Below are 24,742 nucleotides of genomic sequence, written 5' to 3'. Positions count from 1 at the left end.
ACGCTCAGGCCACCTCGGTGACCTGAGCGTCCGACAGGTAGCTCGCCAGGATCGCGGCGCTCCGGCGTCGGCCCCACCGCTCAAGACGCTCCCGGCCCTGCCGGGAGCGTCCGCGCAGGTGGTACCGCCAGATGTTGAGCGGCAGCAGGTAGGCGTGCGCCCACGGCGGGCGCAGCGGCAGGCCGAGCTCGCGCATGCTGCGCACCCCGAGGAACGCCGTCAGCATCGACAGCAGGCGCTCGCGTTCGAACCACGCCCGGAACGGCTGCCACCAGGACGGGCCGGGGTAGGTCCGGTCGGCCTGCGCGGCGACCACCGCCCGGGCGAGGCGTGGCCCGGCGTCCGAGATCCCTGCCTGCGCGAGCAGCACGTGGTAGCTGATGCGGTGCCGCTCCCACTCGTCGTCGACGAGGAAGTCCGGGTGCACCCCCAGCAGGTGCCCCACCCACTTCCACAGGTGCATCAGGGCCTGGCTGTCCGACGGCGGGATGCGCACCCCGAGCGCTCGGCACCCGAGGATCAGGGTGCCGTCGAACAGCCCGAGCGTCGCCGCCTGGTCCGCCTGGTTGATCGGCAGGCCCCAGCGCGCGGTGTCCCACGGCTCGGCGCCTCGCCCGCCCCTGCCGGTGGCCGGGTCGGCGAACGACGCGCTGACCAGCGCATGCATCGCCCGCACGTGCGCGGTGGCCCGCCACGCGGAGGCGAAGGGCCGGAGCGCCCCCGGCTCGGACAGCCCGACCGTCCACTCCTGGGTCTCCGCGAGGCGACGCAGTGTCCCGCCGGTCAGGGCGCCGGTCGCCGCGAGCAGGTCCGTCGGCCCGCCGAACCGGTACCCGCCGACGAGCGAGAGCTGGAGCAGCACGTCGCCCGCGTTCTGTCCGAGCCTCCGCTGCACCGCGGCACCCTCCTCGACCAGGTCCCAGTCCACCCAGTCGGGCACGCTGGTGACCTCGTCGAGGAACCGGCGCAGCGCCTCGGGCAGGTCGGTGCCGGGTTCGGTCCTGTGCACACGTCTCGTACTGAGTTCGGTCCCTTGCTTCGAGATCGGTCGGTTGAATGACCGATCTCGAAGCAAGGGACCGATCTCGGTGGTGCGACGGTGCAAGGGACCGATCTCGGCGTCCGGGCTGAGCGACGGTCCGATCTCACGGTCACCGGCGCCCCTCAGATCACCGGCACCCCTCAGATCCCCGGCGCCCCTCGGGTCTTCGGCACCCCTCAGGTCCCCCGCACCCGCAGCCGGACCCGCCAGCGCCGCCCGGAGCTGTGCGTGGGTCACCCGCCCCGGCGTCCCCGCAGGTAGCCGCATCGCGGCAGCGAGCGCCGCCCCGGCGGCGTCCTCCTCGAAGAACGCGCGGCCGATCCGGTCCAGGAGCGCCTCGTCCACGTCGCCCGCACGCCCGAACAGGCGCAGCGGCCGGCCGATCCGTGCCCCGCGCGCCTCGGCGGAGCGGAACCGGCGGGGGTACGCCGGCACGGGCGACCGGCCGACGTCGTTCGCTGCATGCCCAGGCACCATGCCCCATCCTGACCCGCCTGCCCCCCACACCAGAAGCGCGCCGGCAATGCGCTGCGACCGCCCGCAGCAATTCCGGCCCTCCGCTCCCGTGCGCTGACCGGTGTTCAGCAGGCTTGGAAGAGCCACAACTCATCCGACAACGGCTGTCCGACGCCTGCTGAACGACAGTCAGCGTCGGCGTCACCTGGCCGGCTCATGGGCGAAGCTCCGTCAGCTCGGGCGGGGGGTTCGGAACCCGATGGCGATCTGCCCCAACCTGGCGGCCCGTTGGTTCGTCGATACGGTCAGGACAGCAGGAAGGAGCCGGCAATGGGCTGGCACGAAGACCTGGAGTTGCTTGCCGCAGAGCGTGGCGGCGTGCTCGTCGGGTACGCGTACGCGTTGTGCGGCGATGTCCGGCAGGCCGAGGACCTGGTGCAGGAGGCGTTGGTCAAGTACTGCTCCCGCCTGGTGCGGCCGGGTGGTCGACGCGGCGCCGCGGCGTCGGGCATGCGCACCGTGCCGTTGGACGGACCGCGAGACCGTCCGGGGGGTCCCCCCGAGCGGCGGGCCGTGGAGTACGCCGAGGCATACGTGCGCCGCATGGTGCTGAACCTGTACCTGGACGGCTGGCGCCGCCGCAAGAGGTGGGCGGACATCGAGCCCAGGATCGCCACGGACGACCACGTGCGGTTCCCCGACTCGGGCGTCACCGCCCGCGCGGACGTGGTGCAGGCGCTCTCCCGTCTCTCGCCGCGGCAGCGCGCGTGCGTGGTGCTGCGCTACTTCGAGGACATGACCATCGACCAGGTGGCGGAGACGCTCGGGAACGCTCCGGGCACCGTCAAGCGCCATCTCCATGACGCGCTGCACGTCCTGCGGGACGTGCTGGATCCGGCCGGATCGGCCACGACAGGACCGGCCGGATCGGCCACGACAGAGGGAGCACGGCGATGAACCAGCAGAACGAGGGCCGGGACCAGGACCACGGCTGGTCGGACCCGGCGGAGGCCGGCCTCCTGAAGCAGACCTTCGGTGCGATGGCCGACGGCGTGGACCCCGCGTCGCCGACCGGGCCCGCCGCGGCCATGACGGCGATGAGCAGGCGGGTGCGGCGGCGTCGGACGGCGAAGCTCGGCGGGCTTGGCGGTGGCGCGCTCGCCCTGGCCGGTGCGCTGGTGCTCGGGGCGGGGCAGCTCGCGCCGTCGCAGCCATCCGAGCTGCTGCCTGGGGAGTCGTCGCCCGCGTCGGACTTCCGGCTCCAGGACGGCTATCAGCCGCCATGGCTCGACTGGAGCGACCTGACGTGCGGCATGCCGGTGACCGACCTGGAGACGACGGCGCCGGGTTGGTCGGTGACGTCGTCGGGCGACATCTACGGGCGGACGGCGGACCTCGAGGACCCTGCAGCGACGTCGTGGGGCATGGCGTCGACGCTCGAGAAGGGCCAAGGTTCGCTCGATGTCGCGCCCGTCCTGGTGTGGAGCCGCGACGGTGTGGTGCTGGACCTGGGCCCGAACGTCTTCGAGACACCGGGCGAGCAGTCCGAGCCGCTCCTTGGCGGCGGCCCGGGTGCCGTCGCGGCCGCGGGCGCCTCCGCGTCGACGTGCTCGCCGACATCCACCGATCTCGATCCGGTCTACGAAGCGACACTGCCCGAGGGAGACTACGAGGTACGGGTCGTCGCCTTCCCGGAGGTCGCCTTGGGCACACGGGCGACGGCAGTGAGCGAGCCGGTCCCGGTCCGGGTCGACGCCGACGGCGCGCACAGCCCGGGTGCGGCGCCCGGGGACTCGACCATCGCGTTCCCGGAGCCGGCCGAGGGTCAGGTCTCGCGCTTCGAGCTGGACCGCACCACGGACTGGGTGACGGCGGAGATGACACAGCGCGGCTACTCCTCGGACACCCCGATGCGAGTCATCGGACAGTGCGAGGGTCCGGACCCGGAGGCCGTGCTCCCGATCGAGCTCGTGCAGCCCTCCACCGCCAAGGTGGTCGGGACCACCCAGATCTCCTGCGACGGGAACGAGGCGGGGGCGGACCTTACCGGGCTCGACGGTGGCGGCGAGGTCATCGATATCCGGCTGCCGAGCGTGCCCGACGGCGTCACGCGGCTCTGGGTGTCCCTCGAGCCGGCGACGCCCATCGGCGGAGACGGCGGGCCGGAGTGTTCGTCGACCGGGTTCGAACCGAAGTACGTACCGGGGAACTCGGTGACCGGGAGCACCTCGGCGACTGCCGGGTCCATCGTGATCGCGGCGATGGACTGCGACATCGAGGCGTTGGTCGCCCTGGTGAAGGAGTCGAGGACCGAGAGCCTGGACGGCGGCGGGACCCCGGAGCAGGTCTTCGCCCTGCCTGAACCCGACGCGGGACGCTACCGGGAGCTCGCCGCCGTCCTGACCGACACCCGGGCGGTGATCGTGGACGAGGGCAGCGCTGATGCGACCGTCGTCTGGCCCCGGGTGGCTGCCGACGAGTTCCGTGACTCGAACGAGGCCTGGGCCGAGGTCGTGGCTGCGGGCCTGCTCACCGCCGAGGAGGCGGACGCCCAGAGGGCGGGCGGCTACCAGGGCGTGCGGGTCGGGATGAACATGGCCGGCGACTGGCTGTCCTACTCCGTCGGGGACTGACCCCGCACCTGTCGGACGCTCAGGTCACCCGCGTGACCTGAGCGTCCGACGGCCCCCTGTGCGGGCCGGACATAATGGCCCGGTGAGCACTGACAACCCCGCCCAGCCCACTGCCGTCGTCGTCCCCGCCGCCGCCCGCGAGCACGTCGCGGACCTCGGCGCCTTCGTGGCGGCGTCGCCGTCGTCCTACCACGCGGCCGAGGAGGTGGCCCGGCGCGCGGAGGCGGCGGGCTTCACCCGCCTCGCGGAGGACACCGCCTGGGCGGTGGCCCTGGGCGGGCGCCACGTGGTGGTCCGGGACGGCTCGGTCATCGCCTTCACCCTGCCGGACGCCGCCGGTCCCACCACCGCGTTCACCATCGTCGGCGCCCACACGGACTCCACGGGCTTCAAGCTCAAGCCCAAGCCGACGACGCACGGCGCCGGCGGCTGGTGGCAGGCCGGCGTCGAGGTGTACGGCGGCCCCCTGCTCAACTCCTGGCTCGACCGCGAGCTCGAGCTGGCCGGGCGGATCGTCACCCACGACGGCACCGAGCACCTCGTGCGCACCGGCCCGATGCTGCGCATCCCACAGCTCGCCATCCACCTGGACCGCGGCGTCAACGACAACGGCCTCACCCTGGACAAACAGCGCCACACCCAGCCCGTCTGGGGGCTCGGGGACGCGGAGAGCGCCGACGTCCTCGCGGCGCTCGCGGCGGACGCCGGCGTCGATCCGGCGGCCATCGGCGGGTACGACGTCGTGCTGGCCGACACGCAGCCGGCCCGAGCCTTCGGCGCCGGGCAGGCGCTCTTCGCCTCGGCGCGGCTGGACAACCTGCTCTCCACGCACGCGGGGCTGACGGCGCTGCTGCGGGCCGGCGGGGCCGGCTCGATCCAGGTGTTCGCCGGGTTCGACCACGAGGAGATCGGCAGCGCGTCCCGCTCGGGCGCGGCGGGACCGTTCCTCGAAGAGGTGCTGACCCGCATCTCGTCGGCCCTGGGCGCCACGGTGGACGAGCGCGCGCGGGCGTTCGCGGCGTCGCTCCACGTGTCGTCCGACGTCGGGCACGCGGTGCACCCGAACTACACCGAGCGGCACGACCCGGCCAACCGCCCGGTGGCGGGCGGCGGCCCGATCCTCAAGATCAACGCGAACCAGCGTTACGCCACGGACGCGCATGGTGCGGCGGCGTGGAGCGTGGCGTGCGCGACGGCCGGGGTGCCCACCCAGGAGTTCGTCTCGAACAACGTGATGCCGTGCGGATCGACGATCGGACCGATCTCCGCGACGCGTCTGGGCATCCGCACTGTGGACGTCGGGGTACCAATTTTGTCGATGCACTCGGCACGCGAGCTCACCGCCGTCGTCGATCCCTGGTACCTGGCGCGTGCCATGGAGTCCGTTTTCGCCCGGTGAAACGCCGAATCCTCCCGGAACGGGCCCCTAGCGTGGTTAATCGGAGTGACCTGGGCTTATGCATGTTTCGTTGGTTCTGTCCCGGTCTACAATTGACGTAATTCGGGCACTAGTTGGACGTTTGTCCAATAAAGACCACGGCTGACCTGCGAAAACGTACGCTCTCAGGTGGCCGCTGATCTGGAAGAAAATACCTAGTACCGTCCGGATGCATGGACCTCAGGGGGGTGATACCACTGTGGTCATCCGAGCCGTGAACTCGGCAAAAGAGAAATGCCGGACCCTCAGGAGCCCCCGTTGCCTCGTGCCACCGTTCGCACTTGCGCCCGATGCGGTTGTGTACTCAGCCGCTACAACTCCGAAGCTCGCTGTGCCGCGTGCCGGCGCACCGAGTCAGTGCCCGTGGTCTCACTGCCCAGCGTGCCGACGCGGGTCTGGCAGGACGAAGCCGTCCGGTCAGCCCTCGCGGACTGGGACTTCGGCCAGGTCAGCCGCATGGTGCGGCAGCTCGTCCCGCTGCGCCAGGAGGATGTGGCGGCCCTGACCGGGCTGAGCCAGTCCTACCTGTCGATGCTCGAGTGCGGCGACCGCCGCCTCACCGACGTCTCGCGGGTGGTCCAGTTCCTCACGGGCCTGGGCACACCACCTGACCTGGTCCGGCTCCCGCTCCCGGGGATCAGCCCGCTGCCCGACGCCGCCGCTCCCGCACGCACCGCCGCGTCCGGCCAGACGGCGCCGGAGCCGGTGACGCCCACGGCGCCGGACCCGACGCTGCCCTGGACAGCGGACCGCATGCTCACCGCGCTCCGCCTGGCGCACGTCGCCGACAACACGGCGGACTGGCTGCCGACGGACGCCAACGGTCCCGTGTCGGCCACGGCGATGGTGGAGGCGGCGGGGACCGACTCCCCGCGCCCGGCGTCCGGCATCGCGCTGAACTCGATGATCCAGCGCTGGGACGCCGAGCAGGCCGAGCCGCTGCGTCGCGCGACGGCCGGCACCCGGGTGTCGCACGAGCTGTGCGGGCACCTGCAGGGCACGCTGGACGAGCTGCGGGTCATGGACAAGGGCTCGGGCAGCGGGTCGGTGGCCGACCTGGCCCGCGCGCACCTGGCCCTGGTCGTCCGCATCCTGGAGCGCAGCACGTACGACGAGGTCACGGGCCGGCGGCTCGCCGCCGTCGCCGCGGACACCGCCACGCAGGCGGGCTGGTTCGCGTTCGACGCGGGGCGCCCTGACGCGGCGCGCGCCTACATGCTCGCCGGTCTGCGGGCCGCGCACGCGGCCGCCGACGACCGGCTCGGCGCGGGTGCGCTGTCCTACCTCGCGATCCACGGCTACTCCAGCGGCGACCCGCGGGACGCGGTCCGTGCCGCCGAGGCGGGCCGACGTCGGATCGCCCGCCTCGACGCGCCCCACCTGTCGGCGACGCTGCTGACCCGGCAGGCGCGCGGCCATGCCGCCGCGGGCGAGGGCGAGGCGGCGCGCCGGGCTCTCGGTGAGGCCTCGGAGCTGTGTGCCCGCGGCCGCGGCGAGGACGACCCCCACTGGTTGTACTGGATGAACGAGGGCGAGATCCACGGGCAGTCCGGGTCGGCGCACCTCGCACTCGGCAACACGGCACTCGCCGTGGAGAGCTTCGGCCACGCGATCCAGGCCGACCGCGCCGGCGAGCGCCGCACGCACGGGCTGTTCCTGAGCCGGGCGGCCCAGGCGCACGCCAGGGCGGGTGACCTCGACGCGGCCTGCGCGACGGGCGACGAGGCGGTGAGCATCGCGGAGACCGTGCAGTCGGCGCGGCTGCGGGAGCACCTGCGCGACCTGTCGGCGGACCTCCGGCGTGGCGGGTCGTCGAGGCGGTCCGGGGTCGGCGCCCGCGTGCTGACCGAGCGGATCGCGGCACTCGCGTCGTGACCGCGCCGGTCACCTCCCGCGGTGATGCCAGGGCCCTGGTGCTCTGGGACATCGATCGCACGCTCGTGTACGTCGGGGAGGTGGACCGGACGGCATACCGGGAGGCGTTCGCCGAAGTCGTGGGACGACCCGCCGAACGCCTCCCGGCCAAGGGCACCGGAGTGACCATGCCGCTGGCGATCCGCGTTCTCCTGGAGGACAACGGGGTCAGCGGGGACGAGGCGGACGCGCTGCTGCCGCGCATGCTCGAGGTGGTGCCCGTGCGATTCGCGGCGCACACCGAGGACGTGCGGACCGTCGGCTCCGTCCTGCCCGGGGCCATGCAGGCGCTCAAGGCCGTCGCGGCGGAGCCCGGCCTGGTCTCGACGGTCCTGACGGGGAACCTCCGGGCGAACGCCCTGGTCAAGCTGCAGGTGTTCGGCATGGAGCGGTACGTGGACGCCACGGTGGGCGGCTTCTCGTCCGACGACGCGCACCGGCCGGCCCTCGTGGCCATCGCCCAGCGCCGGGCGGGCGAGCGCTACGGCAGCGCCTTCGACGTCGGCAACACGGTGATCGTCGGGGACTCGCTCGAGGACGTGCGGACAGGGCTCGAGGGTGGGGCGCGGGTGATCGCCGTCGCCTCGGGCACGACGTCGGCGGACCGGCTCGTCGCGGCGGGCGCCGACGTGGTGCTCCCGGACCTCACCGACGCCGCTCGGCTGCTCCAGGAGATCCGCGAGCTCACCACGGGAGCGGGGCCCCGGTAGAGACGTCCCGGTGCGGGTGCGAACGTCCTGCGCTTCGACATAGTGACTGGCGTCACATGTGGGTAGACTCTGGTCTCTTCCCGCCATCGACGTTGCCGGTGGGACGCAGAGGCCTTGTACGGGTCAACCCCGTGCAGGGCAACACACTTTTCTGGGGGACCTCCCCGGAGCTCGTCGAGGAGGACGAATGGGGCTCGAAGACGGCATTGTTTTCGGCGCGGGGAGCTACACCACGGTGGCGGTGATCGCTCTCATCGCGGTCCTGGCACTCGGGTGTGCCTTCGTGCTGCGCCGCCAGGTGCTCGCCGCACCTGATGGGACCGCGAAGATGCAGGACATCGGCCAGGCGGTGCAAGAGGGAGCCTCCGCCTACCTGAAACGGCAGTTCCGCACCCTCGTGCTGTTCGCCGCGGTGGTGTTCGGGCTGCTCTTCCTGCTGCCGGGCGACAGCGGCGTGCGGGTCGGGCGCTCCATCGCGTTCGTCTTCGGCGCCGGGTTCTCCGCGGCGATCGGCTACCTGGGCATGTGGCTGGCGGTGCGGGCGAACGTCCGCGTGGCCGCGGCCGCGACCCGCCCCGGTGGCCGCGCCGAGGGCGCCCGGATCGCCTTCCGCACCGGTGGCGTCGTCGGCATGTCCGTGGTGGGTCTCGGCCTGCTGGGCGCCGCGCTCGTCGTGCTCGTGTACGACGTCGACGCGCCTGCCGTGCTCGAGGGCTTCGGCTTCGGCGCCGCGCTGCTCGCCATGTTCATGCGCGTGGGCGGCGGCATCTTCACCAAGGCGGCCGACGTCGGCGCCGACCTGGTGGGCAAGGTCGAGCAGGGCATCCCCGAGGACGACCCCCGCAACGCCGCCACCATCGCGGACAACGTGGGCGACAACGTCGGCGACTGCGCGGGCATGGCCGCAGACCTCTTCGAGTCCTACGCCGTGACCCTCGTGGCGGCTCTCATCCTCGGCAAGGCCGCCATGGGTGAGCAGGGCCTCGTGTTCCCGCTGATCGTCACCGCGATCGGTGCGTTCGTCGCACTGCTGGGCGTGTTCATCACCCGGATCCGCGGGTCGGAGAGCGGCCTCGCCGCGATCAACCGCGGGTTCTACGTCTCCGCCGTCGTCGGCGCCGCACTGGCCGGGCTCGCCGCCTTCGCCTACCTGCCGTCCTCCTTCGACCAGGTACCGGGTACCGCCGACCTCTCGGGCGTCACCGCCGACCCGCGGGTCGTCTCGGCGCTCGCCGTGCTCATCGGCGTGGTCCTGGCAGGCGTCATCCTGTGGGTGACCGGGTACTTCACCGGCACCGACAAGAAGCCGACGCTGCACGTGGCGGCGACCTCCCGGACGGGCGCGGCGACCGTCGTCCTCTCCGGTATCGGCGTGGGCTTCGAGTCCGCGGTGTACACGGCGGGCATCATCGCCGCCGCGATCTGCGGCGTGTTCCTGCTCGCGGGCGGTTCCGTGCCGCTCGCGCTGTTCCTCGTCGCGCTCGCGGGCTGCGGTCTGCTCACCACTGTCGGCGTCATCGTGGCCATGGACACGTTCGGTCCCGTGAGCGACAACGCACAGGGCATCGCCGAGATGTCGGGCGACGTCGACGAGGAGGGCGCGCAGATCCTCACCGACCTGGACGCCGTCGGCAACACGACCAAGGCGATCACCAAGGGCATCGCGATCGCGACGGCGGTGCTCGCCGCCACCGCGCTGTTCGGCTCCTACGCCGACGCCGTGTCGAACGCGCTCGCGCAGGTCAACAACGTCGGCACGGGCCTGGTGACCTCCATGCTCAGCTACGAGATCATCTCGCCGGTCACCCTCGTGGGCGTGATCCTGGGCGGGGCCACCGTGTTCCTGTTCTCCGGGCTCGCGATCGACGCCGTGACGCGCGCCGCCGGCGCCATCGTGTTCGAGGTGCGCCGCCAGTTCCGCGACCACCCGGGCATCATGACGTACGAGGAGCGCCCCGACTACGCCAAGGTCGTCGACATCTGCACCCGCGACTCGCTGCGCGAGCTCATCACCCCGGGTCTGCTGGCGGCGTTCGCTCCCATCGCCGTCGGCTTCGGCCTCGGCGTCGGGCCGCTGGCCGGCTTCCTCGCCGGTGCGATCGGGTCCGGGGTGCTCATGGCGATCTTCCTGGCCAACTCGGGTGGTGCCTGGGACAACGCGAAGAAGATCGTCGAGGACGGCAAGTACGGCGGCAAGGGCTCCGACGCGCACGCGGCGACCGTCATCGGTGACACCGTGGGCGACCCGTTCAAGGACACCGCCGGCCCGGCGATCAACCCGCTGATCAAGGTGATGAACCTGGTCGCGCTGCTGATCGCGCCGGCAGTGGTGGCGATGAGCGTGCCCGCGGACGCCAACCACACGCTCCGGATCGGCATCGCCCTCCTGGCGGCGGCCGTGGCGTTCGGCGCCGTCGTCTGGTCCCGCATGCGCGCCTCCCGCGTGGACGCCGAGCAGCAGGAGCAGCAGGACCGCGCGGAGGAGAACGCGGTCGTCTGACGCCGAGGTAGTCACTTGGCGAGGTAGTCAGCCAGCTCCACTCGGCTGACTACCTCGCCAGATGACTACCTCGGCGGGGTGGGTCATTGGCCCACTCGGCCGTCTATGCACTCGCGCAGCAGGTCGGCGTGGCCCACGTGGCGCGCGTACTCCTCGACCATGTGCACCAGGACGTCACGGACCGGGATCTCGTCGTCGCCGCGCCGCACGGTCCGGCCCAGCTCGTCCTCGGGCAGCGCGGCCAGCCAGTCGTCGGCTGCCCTGACCTCGCGCCGCCAGTTCTCCCAGGCGTCCTCGACCACCGCAGGGTCGCCGACGGCGTCGTCGAAGTCAGCGTCCGGATTCTCCGGCGACTTGCCGAACAGCTTGGGCAGGTCCGGCTGGTCCTGCAGGATCCGCTGGAACCAGCTCTGCTCGACGTGGGCAAGGTGCCGCACCAGTCCTAGGAGTGACAGCGTCGACGGCGGCACCGCGCGCCGGGCGAGCTGCTCGGCGTCGAGCCCCTCGCACTTCATCTCCAGCGTGAGCCGGTAGTGCTTGAGATAGTTCTGATAGGTCTCCTTCTCCCCGACCGGTTTCGACAGCGCCTCGCGCGGGTCCTTGTCGGGGTCGGTCCACATGTCGGGGTAGACGGTGGCGGCGGTCCATCGCTCGGTGGTCATGACGACAGTGGACCGCCGCGTGCTACCCCGGTCAACGGCTTTCTCGGCGTGCGCGCCGCGCGACCGCGGGAACCTCGCCGTGAACTCTCCGCCCCAGGTGTTTCCCGTGCGGCAGGGTCGTGGGCCAGAATTGGCCGACTTGCCGCTGGGAGGCACCCTTGCTCGCTCGAACTCGTTCGCTCGCCGTGCTGGCCGGCGCCGCGCTCACCGGCGTCGCGCTGGCGGCGGGCTCGTTGGCGGCGCCCGCCGTCGCGCAGCCCTCGGGCGGGTTCGTGGACGGCCGGCCAGGCACGGCAGTCGCGACCACGGGAGTCGCGCCGGCGAGTCTGGGCCGGGGCGTCGAGGCCGATGTCCTGACCGACCCGACGGCGGACGACGACCATGGCGCGGCCGACCCGCCGGGGCCGCTGCCGTCACGCGGCGGGCCCGCCCTGCGCATGCCGGCGTCGTACCCGCACCAGCCGGAGCTTCGGGTCCTCCCGCCCGGTGACGACGACGCCACCGAGCGGAACGGGACCGTCAGCCACGCGGAGCTGGCACCCCGCCTGACCCGGCTGATGGAGCGCAGCGACCGGGTGTCCACCCAGGTCGTCGGCAGGTCGACGGAGGGCCGCGACCTCTATCTCGTCACCGTGACGGCGCCCGAGCGGCGCCGGGAGACCGCCCGGCAGAAGGCGTGGCGCGAGGAGATCAAGGAGCGGCCGCACGAGGCCCTCCGGGACGCCGGTCTGCGGGCGGGCTACAAGACGCCGATCTGGATCAGCGCGAACATCCACGGCAACGAGTGGGAGGGCACGGACGCCGCGCTGCGGGTGATCGAGCGGCTCGCCACCGCGGACGACGAGGCCACCCGGGGCATGCTGGAGCACCACCGGATCGTGTTCAGCCTGACGCTCAACCCGGACGGCCGGACGCACGCGACGCGCTCCACGTCCCTGGGCCTGGACGCGAACCGCGACATGATCACGCTCGCCACGCCCGAGGCGCGCTCGTACGTCCGCACGGCGCAGGCCGTGCAGCCGCTGTTCGCGGCGGACTTCCACGGCTACACCGACGTGCTCCAGGTCGAGCCGGCCGGGCCGCCGCACGGCGAGAACTACGAGTACGACCTCTTCCTGCCGCACGGCTACGCGGTCGCACGCCAGGTGGAGGACGACGTCGTCGCAGCCGAGATCGCCGGCAACACCTACTACGACCCGGGCAGCGGCGACGCCGTGGCGGAGAACACCGGGTTCATCAAGATCCCCTACCGGGACACGCCGTCGGGCTGGGACGACTACCCGCCGGTCTTCACCGCGCAGTACGCGCCGCTCCACGGCGCCGTGACCAGCACCGTCGAGCTGCCGCTCGGCCTGACGGGCCGGACCACCACGCGGGCGGACGCGGCGGTGAACACCGAGGTGGCGGTCACGGTGATGCGGTCGATGATCGACTACGTCCACACCCACTCGGACGCCATGCTCGCCGACCAGGCAGAGCTGTTCCGCCGCGGTGTCGCGGGCGCGCCCAAGGTCGCGCTGACCGTCGACAACATCGGCGACGTCCCTGGTCCGGACGAGTGGAAGCAGCTCTGGGACCCGGCGGACGACCAGGGGAAGGTGCGCCTGCCGCGCGCGTACGTGATCCCGGTCGGCCCAGGCCAGCGCTCGGCGTCCGACGCCGAGCAGCTGGTCGACGCGCTCCTGTTCCACGGCGTCGAGGTGGAGCGGCTGGCCGCCCCCGCGCACGTCGCCGGCACCACCTACCCGGCCGGCTCGTACGTGGTGGACCTGCACCAGCCCTTGCGCGGGCTCGCGAGCGCGCTGCTCGCCCTCGGCTCGGACGTCTCGGACGAGGTCCCGGCCATGTACGACATCTCCGCGTGGTCGGCCGCCTACCTCTGGGGCGCGACGGTGGACCGCGTCGGCGTCACCACCGACGGCCCGATCGGGCCGACGACGCCGGTGCGCGGAACCGCCCCGCGCGGGAGCGTCCCGGAACGAGCCCGGTACGCCACCTTCGACGTGGCGGGCGTCGAGGACCACCGCGCCCTGAACGACCTCCTGGGACAGGACGTTGCCGTGCGGCTGACGGCGGACGGGCGTGCCGTCGTCGGACCCCGCGGACTCGCGGCGGCGCGCGCCGTGGCGGAGCGGTACGGCATCACCTTCGCGACCGCCTCCCGCGCCGAGTACACCGCCGGGGAGCCGGCCGAGGACCTCACCATCGCGTACACGGGCAACCAGGACGACCGGCTGTCGCTCCTGTCGCTCGGCTTCGACGACCTCGTGCCGGTGTCGGCGTCCGGGATCGAGAAGGGCGCCGCTGCGGGCACCGCCACCGGGCTCGAGGAGGCCGACGTGCTCTGGGTGGGCTCGTCCCTCAACCTCCGGGCGGGCTCGGCGGGCCGCGCCCACGTCGGCTCCTGGCTGCGCGACGGCGGTGCCATCGTCGGCCGCGGAGCGGGCGCCTTCGCGGCCGCGCGGGCGTATGGCCTGGTCAGTGGTACCGCGGTGACGGGAGACCCGGCGAGCAACGGCATCGTCGCCACCCGCACCCCGGGTGAGGTGCTGGACGACCACGCGCAGCCCCACGGTTTCGTCTACCCGGCCGTCTGGTTCACGGACCTGGGCCCGGGAACCACCACGGAGCTGGCCTACGGCACGTTCCGGGCCGGTTACTGGCCGCGGTCGGGTGGGTCGGACGGACCGCGTGCCGCCCTCGGGCAGGCTGCCGCCGTATCCGGCAAAATGGGACACGCGCGGGCGTTCGTGTTCGGCACGTCGGTCTTCTTCCGTACCCACCCCCGGGGTGGCCTCAGCCAGGCGGCGACGGCCATCCACTGGGCTGCCCGGTGATGGCTGCGACCTCTCCGAGGTCGTGACGCTGCACCGTCCAGCATCACCAGGGGTATGGGGAAAACCGGTTGCTACCGCTATCGTCTGCGGTGTTGTGCTCCCGAACGCTCCGCGGTCCGCGGGTGCCGACGAGAGCCCCGACGCAGGAGCCCCCCTCGTGGGAGACCCCGGAGCAGGAGAAGGTCCCGTGAGTGCCGACATCGACCCGACCGAGGCCATCCCTCAGGTCACGGCCGAAATGATCGCCAAGGCGGCAGTCCAACCGGCTGCGTCGCCGTCCACCGAACCCGCACCCGAGCCGCGCCGGGCGGAGCCCCCCGCCCCGTTGTCGGCGACCCGTCCGGACACCTCGCTCGCGCGTCCCGCACCCGACGGCCGCGGAACGTCCGACGGCAGCGGGACGTCCGAGCACGGCAGGCCCGCCGAGGTGGAGGCCGTGGCACCGCAGCAGGACGCGCCGCAGATCTCGGAACAGCCTGCGGCGCCGGACGCGGTGCTCGCCGACCAGGCGGGCCCGCCCGCCTTCGCCCCCTCGGAGGCGTACGGCGAGCAGCACGCGTCCGCGGGGCACATCGCGGCCGCCCACCTGTCCTCGCTCGTGCAGATCCCCACCGTCTCGTCGTGGGACCCGCAGTACGTGGACCACGACGCGTTCGCCCGGCACCGCGCGGCGCTCGCGGCGTTCTACCCCCGCGTGCACGCCCTGCAGAGCGAGCCGGCGGGCGATCACGGGCTGCTCTACCGGTGGCCGGGCCGTGGGCGGCAGGACGTGCTGCACCCGTTCCCCGTGGTCCTCATGGCGCACCAGGACGTGGTGCCCGTCCAGGTCGCGGACTGGCCCGCCAACCCGTTCTCCGGCGAGATCCGGGACGGGGTGGTGCACGGCCGCGGCACGCTCGACGACAAGGGTGGGCTCGTGGCGGTGCTCGACGCCGTGGAGACCCTGCTCGGCGACGGTTTCGTGCCCGAGCGCGACGTCTGGCTGTTCTTCGGAGCGGACGAGGAGGCGGCGGGGGAGTCGGCGCAGATCGCCGTCCGGCGGCTGTACGAGCTCGGGGTGCGCCCGTGGCTCGTGATCGACGAGGGCGGGGGCGTCGTGTCCGACGCCTTCCCGGGCCTGGACCGCCAGACGGCCATGGTGGGCGTCGCGGAGAAGGGCCTGGTCGGGATCGACCTGTACACCTCCGACGTCGGCGGGCACGCTGCCACGCCCGGCAAGCAGTCCGCCACGGCGCGTCTTGCCCGCGCGGTGACACGGGTCAGCCGACACCGGTTCCCGGCGCGGGTCAGCCCGCCGACGGCCGCCATGCTGGGACGCGTCGCACCGGACGTGAGCGGTGCCAAGGGCCTGGGCCTCAAGCTGGCGACCAGGATGGCCTCCGGGCCGCTGCGCAAGGTGGCGGCCTGGCTGCTCGCCGGAGGCGGTCCGGAGGCCTCGGCGCTGGTCCGCACCACTGTCGCCGTCACCGAGCTCGAGGGCAGCGCGGCGGCGAACGCCGCGGCGTCGTCGGCCCGCGCGCGCCTGGACGTACGGGTGGCGCTCGGCGAGACGGTGGACCGCACGGTGGCGCGGCTGCGCCGCGTCATCCGGGACAAGAGGGTGGTGCTCGAGGTGGTCGAGAGCAGCGAGCCCAGCGAGGTCTCGCCCACGGACAGCCAGCAGTTCGCGCTGCTCAGCGAGGCGATCGGCGCGTCGTACCCCGACGCGGTGGTGGTCCCGTACGTGTCGCTCACGGCCACCGGCGCGCGTACCTTCACCCCCATCAGCGACCACGTCTACCGGTTCAGCCCTTTCGCTCTGTCGCGTGCGCAGCGGCAGTCGATTCATGGCGTCGGAGAGCACCTGAGCGTCGATTCCCTGGGCCGTGGCGTGCATTTCTACCGTGAGGTGCTGCGCAAGATACCCGGCTGACCTGCGCATTCAACAAATCGCCGAAATTGGACTAAGTTCTCCCTTCACGTAGGTGAGGGAGACGTCCATGAGCAGCTCCGCCGTACCGCCCGCCGTCCCGGGCGGATCGCGCTCGCCCGTGCGCGTCAACGTCCACACCTACCCGGCGCAGCTGCAGTATCCGCCGCGGACGTATCTCGTGTTCTCCGTGCTGGTGACCATCTTCTGCTTTCCGCCCACCGGCCTGGTCGCGCTCGTGAACGCGCTGCGCGTCCATTCCCTCTGGAAGGCCCAGGAGCACGACAAGTCCAGGAAAGCGTCGCGCCGAGCGCGCAACTGGGGACTCCTGTCGCTCGCGATCGGAATCGTCATGGTGGTGTTCGTCGTCTTCTGGTCGAGCATCAACTACCTGAACGGGTAGCAACTTCACCCGCGGTTCGCGACGTTCACACGACTGCCCCTCCTGCCCTGGTGGGACTTGCGGGTAAAGTTCGCGGCTATGAGTGCGACACGACGCAAGGGTTCGCGGGGTGGTCGTGCTGCGTCTCGCGCTGGTGGTCCCCCCGCATCGAATGCGCTCACGTGGGCGGAGAGCCTCGCGGCCGGAGAGGCCGCGCCCAGCGCCAGCGCCCTCGAATGGGCCGAGAGCCTCAAGGAGGACGAGCCCGCACCGAGTCCCTGGGGCAGCGGAGCGGCGGTCGACGCCCCCGCGGAGCCGTCCCCGGCCGACGAGACGACAGGCTCTCCCTGGGGTCCCGTGCCGACACCCGCCGTGGCGGACGGCGAGAGCGACGGCGACGCCAACCCGTGGGGCGCCGTGGCGGCGGCCGAGCCGCCGGTGACCCGCGGCCGCGGCAAGAACGCCGGCGGCAAGAGCGGCAGGGCCGGCAAGGCCGGCAGGTCCCGGTCGAAGGGCAAGGCCGCCAAGCCCGGCACGAAGGGCGCGCCGAAGAGCGAGCCCGCGCCCACCCCGGCAGGTGGCTTCCCGCTGAACGTGGGCCCCGTGGCCGAGCCGCTGAGCTCCGGCCCGGCGGTCGAGGACGACCTCGCTGCCGACCCCCTGCCGGACGAGGCCGCGTCCGCCCCGCTCCCTGACGAGGCCCCGCCCGCCCGCCCGGCCAAGCCGGGGTCCAGGAAGTCGGGCAAGCAGAGCTCCAAGGGTCCCAGGCGCCGCATCGCGGGCCCCAGCACGGCGCAGCAGAAGCGGATCAAGCGGACGCTGCGCCGCGGGCTGCCCAGGCTCCTGGACAAGCCGGTGGTCCTGGTGCTCGCCGGTGTCATCGCCGCGGTGCTGGGCCTCGGCACCGGTTGGGGGATGACCCTTCTCCAGGACGACGAGGTCCTGTCGAGCGCGGACGCCGCATCGTGCGCGCAGACGCAGATGGCGTGGACGCAGGCCGCCAACGCGCAGTCGGCGATGGTCGAGGACCAGCCGGAGACCCTGCGCAAGGGGTTCATCAACGCGCGCAACGCGCTGGAGGGCGTGACGCCGCCCGAGGCCATCGCGGAGGACTGGGCGATCGCCTTCACCTACTACTCGACGGTCGCGAACAACATCGAGAAGGTGAAGCCGAACGACGGCCCGGCGGTGAGCGACGCCGTGGGTGGTGCGCAGCGCGAGCTCGACACCGACGCGATGGTCGAGGCGTCCCAGCGCGTGCAGGAGTTCGTGGCCTCGAACTGCCGCGGCTAGCCGGACAACTGCCCGCGTGGTGGGGGTGCGGGATCTGCGGGCAGGATAGGCCCGTGCACCCTCCCGTGACCGACCCTGCCCTCGTCGGCGCCCTCCGTGACGACCTCGTCGCCTCCGACTACGACGTCGACGGCGTCGAGCGCTTCCTCGGACCGCTTGCCGCCGCCGCGCTGCACCGCGAGCAGTCGCTGCCGGCGCGCCGGGCGGTGGCCGCTGCGGAGGGTGGCAGGCCGCCGGCGGACCGCGCTCCGGTGGCGACCCTCGTGGGCCTGTTCCTCCTGGGCGCGGCGGTGCCGCGCGCCGCACTGGACCGGGCCCTGCCCGGGACGGGGACGGCGGGTGCGGAGCGGCTCGGCCTGGTCGCCGCCCAGGGCGCGGGGGCCGACGACGAGGTGCGTGCCGTCGTGGACCTGCGCCCCTACTCCTCGGTCGACGCGGTGGGTGACGCGAGCTGGTGGCTGGCCTCCGACCTGGGTGAGCTGGCCACCGGTGGTCGCCTGGCCACCGACCACGTGCTGGGTGCGGGCGGTGCCTCCCTCACGCTGGCACAGGTCACGGTGCGCAACCCGACCGGCCGGGTGCTCGACCTCGGCACCGGCTGCGGGATCCAGGCCCTGCACGCCGCGCGGCACGCGCAGCACGTGGTGGCGACGGACATCTCGCGCCGGGCCCTGGCCTTCGCGGCGTTCAACGCTGCGCTGAACACCCCGGCCGGTGCGGAGCTGGACCTGCGGCACGGGTCCATGCTGGAGCCGGTCGCGGGGGAGCGGTTCGATCTCGTCGTCTCCAACCCGCCGTTCGTGATCACCCCCCACGCCGGGGCTGCGGGGCGCGCGGTCGCCGACGCGCTCGGCGACTACGAGTACCGCGACGGCGGCCGCGCGGGCGACGACCTGGTGCGGGACCTGATCCTCGGGGTGGGCGGCGTCCTCGCGCCCGGCGGCACCGCCCAGCTTCTCGGCAACTGGGAGCACCGCCGGGGCGAGCCGTGGACCGAGCGGGTCGGCGCCTGGCTCGACACGGCGGGCCTGGACGGCTGGATCATCCAGCGCGAGGTCCTGGACCCCGCCGAGTACGCCGAGACGTGGATCCGCGACGGCGGCACCACTCCCGACCGTGAGCCGGACGCCTGGGCCGCGGCCTACGGCGCGTGGCTCGACGACTTCGCGTCCCGGGACGTCGAGGCGGTCGGCTTCGGGCTGGTGACCCTGCGCCGGCCCGTGTCGGGGGCGGCCACGCTGCGCCGCCTCGAGGAGCACACGGGCTCGGTCCGGCAGCCACTCGGGGCGCACATCGCCCGCAGCCTCGCCGGCCACGACTGGCTCGCGGACCGGGACGACGCGGCACTCGCGGCGGCACGCCTGGTTACGGCCGCGGACGTCACGGAGGAGCGTTATCTGACGCCGGGCGCCGCCGACCCGAACATCGTGATCCTGCGCCAGGGGGACGGGCTGGGGCGCGGGGTGCAGGCGTCGAGCCCGCTCGCCGCTCTCGTGGGAGCCTGCGACGGCGAGCTCTCGGTCGGGCAGATCGTCGGCGCGCTCGCGTCGCTGTTCGACGTCTCCGCCGCCGACCTCGCGGCGGAGCTGCTCCCGGCGGTGCGCGGTCTGGTCCGTGACGGCTTCCTGGCGGAGTGACGCTGCGCTGTCCGTTTCGCGCAGGTAACGGTCAGTTGCGCGCACCGATAAATCTTGTTCAGAACAGAGACATACGCGCCCATGACAGATATTTTCCACCGTGTGGAACTCGACATGCGGCACTTGAGGATGGTTGTCGCTGTTGCCGAGTCGGGCAGCGTCACGAAGGCGGCCGCTGCTCTCGGCATCGCGCAGCCGGCGTTGACTGCGCAGCTCAACCGGATCGATCGCTCGCTGGGTGGGAACGTGTTCGTCCGTGACCGCTTCGGCGCGCGGCCCACGGAGCTCGGTGAGCTGATCCTGCGGCACGCCCGTGTGCTGCTGCCGGCCATGGCGGCCCTGGCCGACGACGCCGAGCGTCTGGTCAACGGGGACGTGGCCAAGGGCGAGACGGTGCGGGTGGGCATCACGGGCACCGCGCTGGGCGGTCTGTTCATCAACCAGCTGCACATCGCGATACCGGGCACACAGGTCACCACCGCCATGCCCCACCTCGCGGACGACGTGGCGTCCCGGCTCGCGAGAGGCACCATCGACGTCGGGCTGGTCGGCATGTGTTCCGACGTCTCCCCTCCGGCCGCCGGGGAGGTCGCGTGGACCCGGGTCTGCACCGACCCGATGTTCGTCCTCATCGACGAGCACCATCCGTATGCGGGCAAGCCGGAGATCGCGCTCGCCGAGCTGTCCGAGGAGCAGTGGCTCTGCGTGTCGTCGCGCGGCTGCCTCGAGGAGTGCTTCGTGTCGGCGTGCGTGCGGGCGGGGTTCACCCCGCGTGGCATGGGCGAGGCGGAGTGGACCACCGCCGTCGACCAGGTGCGGGCGGGACGTGCCGTCGCGCTCGTGGAGCCAGGGCAGCTGGACCCGCCGGGTGTCGTGACGGTCCCCCTCGTGGGGTCGCCCCTGCGGCGCACCCACTACCTGGGCTGGCGGCACGACGCCGACCTGCGCGTGGACCTGGAGGCCGTCGAGGGCGCCGCTCACCGCGCGCACCGTGACGCCGTGCGCCGCAGCCCGCAGTACGAACAGTGGCTCGCGATGTACGGGATGCTCGGCTGACCTCGCGTGCTGCGGGGCTGACGGCAGGGCTCCCTCGTACGCGTTTTGCCCACCATAGGAAATTTGTATGACCTGAGTGTGATCTGTACGTGAAGTCCAACTACTCCTAGGTTGAGCGCACGGGTGAATAGTCGCCCGTAGGTGGCACTTTCACCTGCTCTCCGACACAAGGAGTCGCTGAGATGAGTCGTACTTCCCTCCGGGGTCTCGCCGTGGCAACCGCCACCGTGGGCCTCTTCGTCGGCACCATCAACGCCGTCGCCGCCGCACAGCCCGACACCGAGGCGGCCGCCTCCCAGTACGCGCCGGGCATGGTCGCGGCCATGGAGCGCGACCTCGGTCTGAGCACCACCGAGGCCGTGGCGCAGATCAAGGCACAGGAGGCCCTGGCGGGAACGCAGCGCAGCCTCGAGAAGTCGCTGGGTGCCACCTACGCCGGCGCCTGGGTCGAGGGCGCGGACGAGCTGCACGTCGCCGTGACCGACACCGCCGACGCCGCAGCGGTCCGTGCGGCCGGAGCCACCCCGGTGGCCGTGGACAACTCGCTCGCGGCCCTCGACGCCTGGACGGCGGACCTGGACGGTGCGCTGTCCGAGTCGGACGTGACCTCGTACCACGTCGACGTGGAGACCAACGAGATCGTCGTCGACGTGGTCGACGGAGCCCAGGCGGACGTCGAGGCGGCGATCGTCGAGGCGGGCGTGCCCGCCGACGCGGTGTCGCTGTCGACGGCCGCCGAGCGGCCCACGACGCTGATCAACGTGGTCGGTGGCAACGCCTACTACATCGGTGGTTCGCGCTGCTCGGTCGGGTTCTCGGCCACAGGCGGCTTCGTCACCGCCGGCCACTGCGGTTCGCGCGGTGCCACCACCAGCCAGCCGAGCGGCACCTTCCAGGTCTCCTCGTTCCCCGGCAACGACTACGCCTACGTCAACACCGGCACCGACGACACGCTGATCGGTGCGGTCAACAACTACCGCGGCGGCACGGTCAACGTCACGGGCTCGTCCCCGGCCGCCGTCGGTTCCACGGTCTGCCGCTCGGGCTCCACCACCGGCTGGCACTGCGGCACCATCCAGGCACTGAACGCCACGGTGAACTACGCCCAGGGCAGTGTCTACGGTCTCATCCGGACCAACGTGTGCGCCGAGCCGGGTGACTCGGGCGGCTCGCTGCTCGCGGGCACGCAGGCCCAGGGCATGACCTCCGGCGGTTCGGGCAACTGCTCCTCCGGCGGCACCACGTTCTTCCAGCCGGTCGGCGAGGCCCTCCGCGCGGCCGGTGTGTCGCTGGTGACCAGGTGACCAGGTGACCGTTCCGAGCTAGTACGTCATCGCCTGAGAGGCGGGTAGGGGCATTCCCTACCCGCCTCTCGGGATGCCCGCATATTGCGCCGATATGTCCAAATCGGTATCTGGGAGTTCCCTGGAAGCGACCCTACGCTGTGCCGCACTGGGTGAATTCATTGCCCCGACGACAAGGAGTCGCTGGACATGAGACGCACATCCTTCAGAGCGATCACCGTGGCTACAGCCGCTGCGACGCTCCTCGCCGCCAGCATCACCGCTGCTACCGCAGGCACTGCCGCCGGTTCCGACAGGCCCGAGGTGGACGGGTACGCCCCGGGCATGGTCGCCGCGATGGAGCGCGACCTCGGCCTCACCACCGCACAGGCGGTGGACCGCCTCAAGACGGACGAGTCGCTGTCCGAGAAGCAGCACACCATCATCAAGACCCTCGACAGGGGCTACGCGGGGGCGTGGGTGGACGGCGACGAGCTGTTCGTCGCCGTCACCGACAAGGCCGGAGCCGCCGAGGTCCGTGCCGCCGGTGCCAAGGCAGTCACCGTCGACAAGTCGCTGAGCCAGCTCGACCGGCTGGCCGCCAAGGCCTACCGCGCCGCGCCCCGGGCCAAGGTCGCCGCCACGTACGTGGACGTCGAGTCGAACTCGGTGGTCATGGAGGTGGCCAAGGGGGCGAAGGGCGCCGTCGCCGCCGCCGTCCGGCAGGCGGGTGTCTCGGCGGGCTCCGTCTCCGTCGTCGAGGTGGCCGAGATGCCGCGCACCCTGATCAACGTGGTCGGTGGCAACGCCTACTACATCGGTGGTTCGCGCTGCTCGGTCGGGTTCTCGGCCACGGGCGGCTTCGTCACCGCCGGCCACTGCGGTTCGCGCGGTGCCACCACCAGCCAGCCGAGCGGCACCTTCCAGGTGTCCTCGTTCCCCGGCAACGACTACGCCTACGTGAACACCGGCACCGACGACACCCCCGTGGGCGCCGTCAACAACTACAACGGCGGCACCGTGAACGTCGCGGGCTCGACCGCGGCCGCCGTCGGTTCCACGGTCTGCCGCTCGGGCTCCACGACCGGCTGGCACTGCGGCACCATCCAGGCCCTGAACTCGTCGGTCACGTACCCCCAGGGCACCGTGTCGGGCCTGATCCGGACCAACGTGTGCGCCGAGCCGGGTGACTCCGGTGGTTCGCTGCTCGCGGGCTCGCAGGCCCAGGGCCTGACCTCCGGCGGTTCGGGCAACTGCTCCTCCGGCGGCACCACCTACTTCCAGCCGGTCGGCGAGGCCCTCAGTGCGGCGGGCGTCTCGCTGATCACCGGTGGTGGCGGTGGCACGACGCCGCCCCCGGGCTGCGCGAGCCAGCGGACCGCGTTCAGCGGCTCCCTGAGCTCCGGTGGCCAGGCGGCGAAGCCGGGTACCACCGGGTTCTCCATGCTGTCCGGCACCATCACGGGCTGCCTCGACGGGCCGACCGGGACCGACTTCGACCTCTACCTGCAGAAGGCGAGCGGCGGCTCCTGGACCACGGTGGCCCAGGGCATCACGGCCTCGTCCGACGAGAACGTGCGCTACACGGGCACGTCGGGCACGTACCGCTGGGTCGTCCACGCGTACTCCGGCTCGGGTTCGTACACGGGCGGCTACACCACCCCGTGACGGCCCCCGCGTGAGCACGTGACGTCAGGCGCCCAGGTCACCCGATGACCTGGGCGTCTGACGTCCGGTGTCCGGTGTGTGCACTCGACCGGCTCAGGGCCGCGCCGTCGACTGCCGCACGAGGAGCAGCAGCGCGAACGAGGCGAGGGTCACCGCGACGACGCCGAGCATCCCGCCCATGTACGCGGTGAGGTCACCACCCAGCGGGAGGCCCCAGCCGTCGCCCCGCACGCTGCCGAGCGCGCCGACCGCGAGAGCTCCGGTGCCCACCGCGCCGAGCAGGAGCAGCCCGGCCGCGCCCGACGTCCCGCGGTCCCGGCCGTCCTGCGGCGCGTCCAGCGAGGAGGACGAGCTCAGCAGGCACACACCCGCACCCCAGGCGAGCACCACGAGGATGGCGGCGACGACGTCGGAGGGCCGGTGCCACTGTCCGACCAGCGTCGACACGCCGGTGGCCCCCGTGTAGACGGCACCGGCCACCGCCACGACGGGACGCCAGCGCCGGGGGACCGCGATGAGGAGACCTGCCGCGATGGACGCGGCGACCGTCGTGTGCCCGCTGGGCAGGGTGTTGATGTCGGCGCGCGGGACGTCGAGCAGCGCCGGCCGGTCGAGGACCGCGTGCTTGAGCACCTGCGTGGTGAGGTTGGACCCGGCCACGAGGATCGCCACCTGTGCGGCGAGCCACCAGCGCCCGCGGGCCAGCGCGAGGACCACGGCGGCCGCGAGGCCCAGGCCGATGAACGTGTTCGAGACCACCCCGAGCACCGGCTCGGCCAGCTCCCAGAGCACGCCCTGGCCGCGGGCGGCGCCGTCGAGCGCGAGCTGGTCCGCGCGCTGGCCGACCGGTGACACGACGAACGTGTCCCACGTGGCCCACACGGCCCACAGCGCGAGCGCCGCCACGATCCCGGCGGTGATGCGGGGCGCCAGCCGGGGCCGGAGCCCGGCTGTTCGCGGACCGGACTCGTTGCTGGTGCTGGTCCGGTCCGGCTCGTGCGGCTCGCCCGACGGCGGGCGCGGGCTCGCCGGGAGCGGCTCTCTCAGGAGCGGGGCCGGGCGGGGGGCGCGGCGGGGCCTACGGACCTTGGGCGCCGGCCCGGCGGGCGGCGTGTACCCCTTGGCCGTGCCGACGACGCGGCCGTGCGCGGGCTGCGGATGGTCGGGCAGCGGGAGGGTCTGGTCCGTCATAGGCTCAACCGTAGGGGAACGGCCTGAAGAGACCGTGTGTCCGGTGTGACGCTCCGTTGTTCAACGCGTCGTTCATCACGCCACGAGTGAAAATCACCACGGTCATGCGAGACCGCCCGGCATCCGGCTTT

General features: G+C 72.6%; 17 protein-coding genes. 14 read left to right on the top strand and 3 right to left on the bottom strand.

Annotation, left to right across the window (positions count from 1 at the left end; translation table 11 throughout):
• Positions 1–4: 4 nt before the first annotated feature.
• Positions 5–1,519 carry an oxygenase MpaB family protein gene (locus tag LUM46_RS01015; RefSeq protein ID WP_274991714.1) on the bottom strand — a complete coding sequence of 505 codons (1,515 nt, stop codon included), beginning with the start codon at positions 1,517–1,519 and terminating at the stop codon, positions 5–7.
• Between the two features lie 309 nt (positions 1,520–1,828).
• Here LUM46_RS01015 and LUM46_RS01010 point away from each other — a divergent pair, with 309 nt between their 5' ends.
• From LUM46_RS01010 to LUM46_RS00985, 6 genes are all read left to right on the top strand, one after another.
• Positions 1,829–2,455 (top strand): sigma-70 family RNA polymerase sigma factor, encoded by a 627-nt coding sequence (locus tag LUM46_RS01010; protein ID WP_274991712.1) that lies wholly within the window; start codon positions 1,829–1,831, stop codon positions 2,453–2,455.
• Positions 2,452–4,131: a hypothetical protein gene (locus tag LUM46_RS01005; protein WP_274991710.1), complete on the top strand. Its 1,680-nt coding sequence runs from the start codon at positions 2,452–2,454 to the stop codon at positions 4,129–4,131. The genes LUM46_RS01010 and LUM46_RS01005 overlap by 4 nt, the downstream gene beginning before the upstream one ends.
• Positions 4,132–4,213: 82 nt before the next feature.
• The gene (locus LUM46_RS01000; RefSeq protein WP_274991709.1) at positions 4,214–5,530 is read left to right on the top strand and encodes a M18 family aminopeptidase; all 1,317 of its coding nucleotides are present in this window, start codon (positions 4,214–4,216) and stop codon (positions 5,528–5,530) included.
• A gap of 402 nt (positions 5,531–5,932) precedes the next feature.
• On the top strand, positions 5,933–7,444 hold the full coding sequence (locus tag LUM46_RS00995; RefSeq protein ID WP_274991708.1) for an NsdA family TPR-like regulatory protein: 1,512 nt from the start codon (positions 5,933–5,935) through the stop codon (positions 7,442–7,444).
• Positions 7,441–8,193, top strand: coding sequence for an HAD family hydrolase (locus LUM46_RS00990; protein WP_274991706.1), 753 nt, complete (start codon positions 7,441–7,443; stop codon positions 8,191–8,193). Before LUM46_RS00995 ends, LUM46_RS00990 begins: the two co-directional genes overlap by 4 nt.
• 187 nt (positions 8,194–8,380) lie before the next feature.
• The gene (locus LUM46_RS00985) at positions 8,381–10,693 is read left to right on the top strand and encodes a sodium-translocating pyrophosphatase (protein ID WP_274991704.1); all 2,313 of its coding nucleotides are present in this window, start codon (positions 8,381–8,383) and stop codon (positions 10,691–10,693) included.
• An 83-nt stretch (positions 10,694–10,776) separates the two neighbouring features.
• On the opposite strand, the gene LUM46_RS00980 is transcribed toward LUM46_RS00985, so the two are convergent.
• Positions 10,777–11,355 (bottom strand): DinB family protein, encoded by a 579-nt coding sequence (locus tag LUM46_RS00980; RefSeq protein ID WP_274991703.1) that lies wholly within the window; start codon positions 11,353–11,355, stop codon positions 10,777–10,779.
• Between the two features lie 158 nt (positions 11,356–11,513).
• Here LUM46_RS00980 and LUM46_RS00975 point away from each other — a divergent pair, with 158 nt between their 5' ends.
• The 8 genes from LUM46_RS00975 (at position 11,514) to LUM46_RS00940 (ending at position 23,420) form a co-directional block, all read left to right on the top strand.
• Positions 11,514–14,192 carry a M14 family zinc carboxypeptidase gene (locus LUM46_RS00975; RefSeq protein ID WP_274991702.1) on the top strand — a complete coding sequence of 893 codons (2,679 nt, stop codon included), beginning with the start codon at positions 11,514–11,516 and terminating at the stop codon, positions 14,190–14,192.
• Positions 14,193–14,379: 187 nt separating this feature from the next.
• Entirely contained in the window at positions 14,380–16,104 is a 1,725-nt protein-coding gene (locus tag LUM46_RS00970) for a M20/M25/M40 family metallo-hydrolase (protein WP_274991700.1), read from the top strand.
• 67 nt (positions 16,105–16,171) lie between these two features.
• Positions 16,172–16,504 (top strand): CD225/dispanin family protein, encoded by a 333-nt coding sequence (locus tag LUM46_RS00965; protein ID WP_274991699.1) that lies wholly within the window; start codon positions 16,172–16,174, stop codon positions 16,502–16,504.
• Positions 16,505–16,582: 78 nt separating this feature from the next.
• On the top strand, positions 16,583–17,776 hold the full coding sequence (locus tag LUM46_RS00960) for a hypothetical protein (protein ID WP_274991698.1): 1,194 nt from the start codon (positions 16,583–16,585) through the stop codon (positions 17,774–17,776).
• A 53-nt stretch (positions 17,777–17,829) separates the two neighbouring features.
• Positions 17,830–19,413: a DUF7059 domain-containing protein gene (locus LUM46_RS00955; RefSeq protein WP_274991696.1), complete on the top strand. Its 1,584-nt coding sequence runs from the start codon at positions 17,830–17,832 to the stop codon at positions 19,411–19,413.
• 114 nt (positions 19,414–19,527) lie between these two features.
• The gene (locus tag LUM46_RS00950; protein WP_274991695.1) at positions 19,528–20,469 is read left to right on the top strand and encodes a LysR family transcriptional regulator; all 942 of its coding nucleotides are present in this window, start codon (positions 19,528–19,530) and stop codon (positions 20,467–20,469) included.
• A 182-nt stretch (positions 20,470–20,651) separates the two neighbouring features.
• A complete protein-coding gene (locus LUM46_RS00945; RefSeq protein WP_274991693.1) occupies positions 20,652–21,773 on the top strand; it encodes a S1 family peptidase in 1,122 nt (373 codons plus the stop codon).
• 219 nt (positions 21,774–21,992) lie between these two features.
• On the top strand, positions 21,993–23,420 hold the full coding sequence (locus tag LUM46_RS00940; RefSeq protein WP_274991692.1) for a S1 family peptidase: 1,428 nt from the start codon (positions 21,993–21,995) through the stop codon (positions 23,418–23,420).
• A gap of 93 nt (positions 23,421–23,513) precedes the next feature.
• Here LUM46_RS00940 and LUM46_RS00935 read toward each other — a convergent pair whose 3' ends face one another.
• Positions 23,514–24,611, bottom strand: a complete 1,098-nt coding sequence (locus LUM46_RS00935; RefSeq protein ID WP_274991691.1) for a phosphatase PAP2 family protein — start codon at positions 24,609–24,611, stop codon at positions 23,514–23,516.
• Positions 24,612–24,742: the final 131 nt, after the last annotated feature.

Source organism: Promicromonospora iranensis, assembly GCF_028994805.1.
Taxonomy (GTDB): Bacteria; Actinomycetota; Actinomycetes; order Actinomycetales; family Cellulomonadaceae; genus Promicromonospora; species Promicromonospora iranensis.
This window is presented reverse-complemented; position numbering and strand designations above follow the sequence as displayed.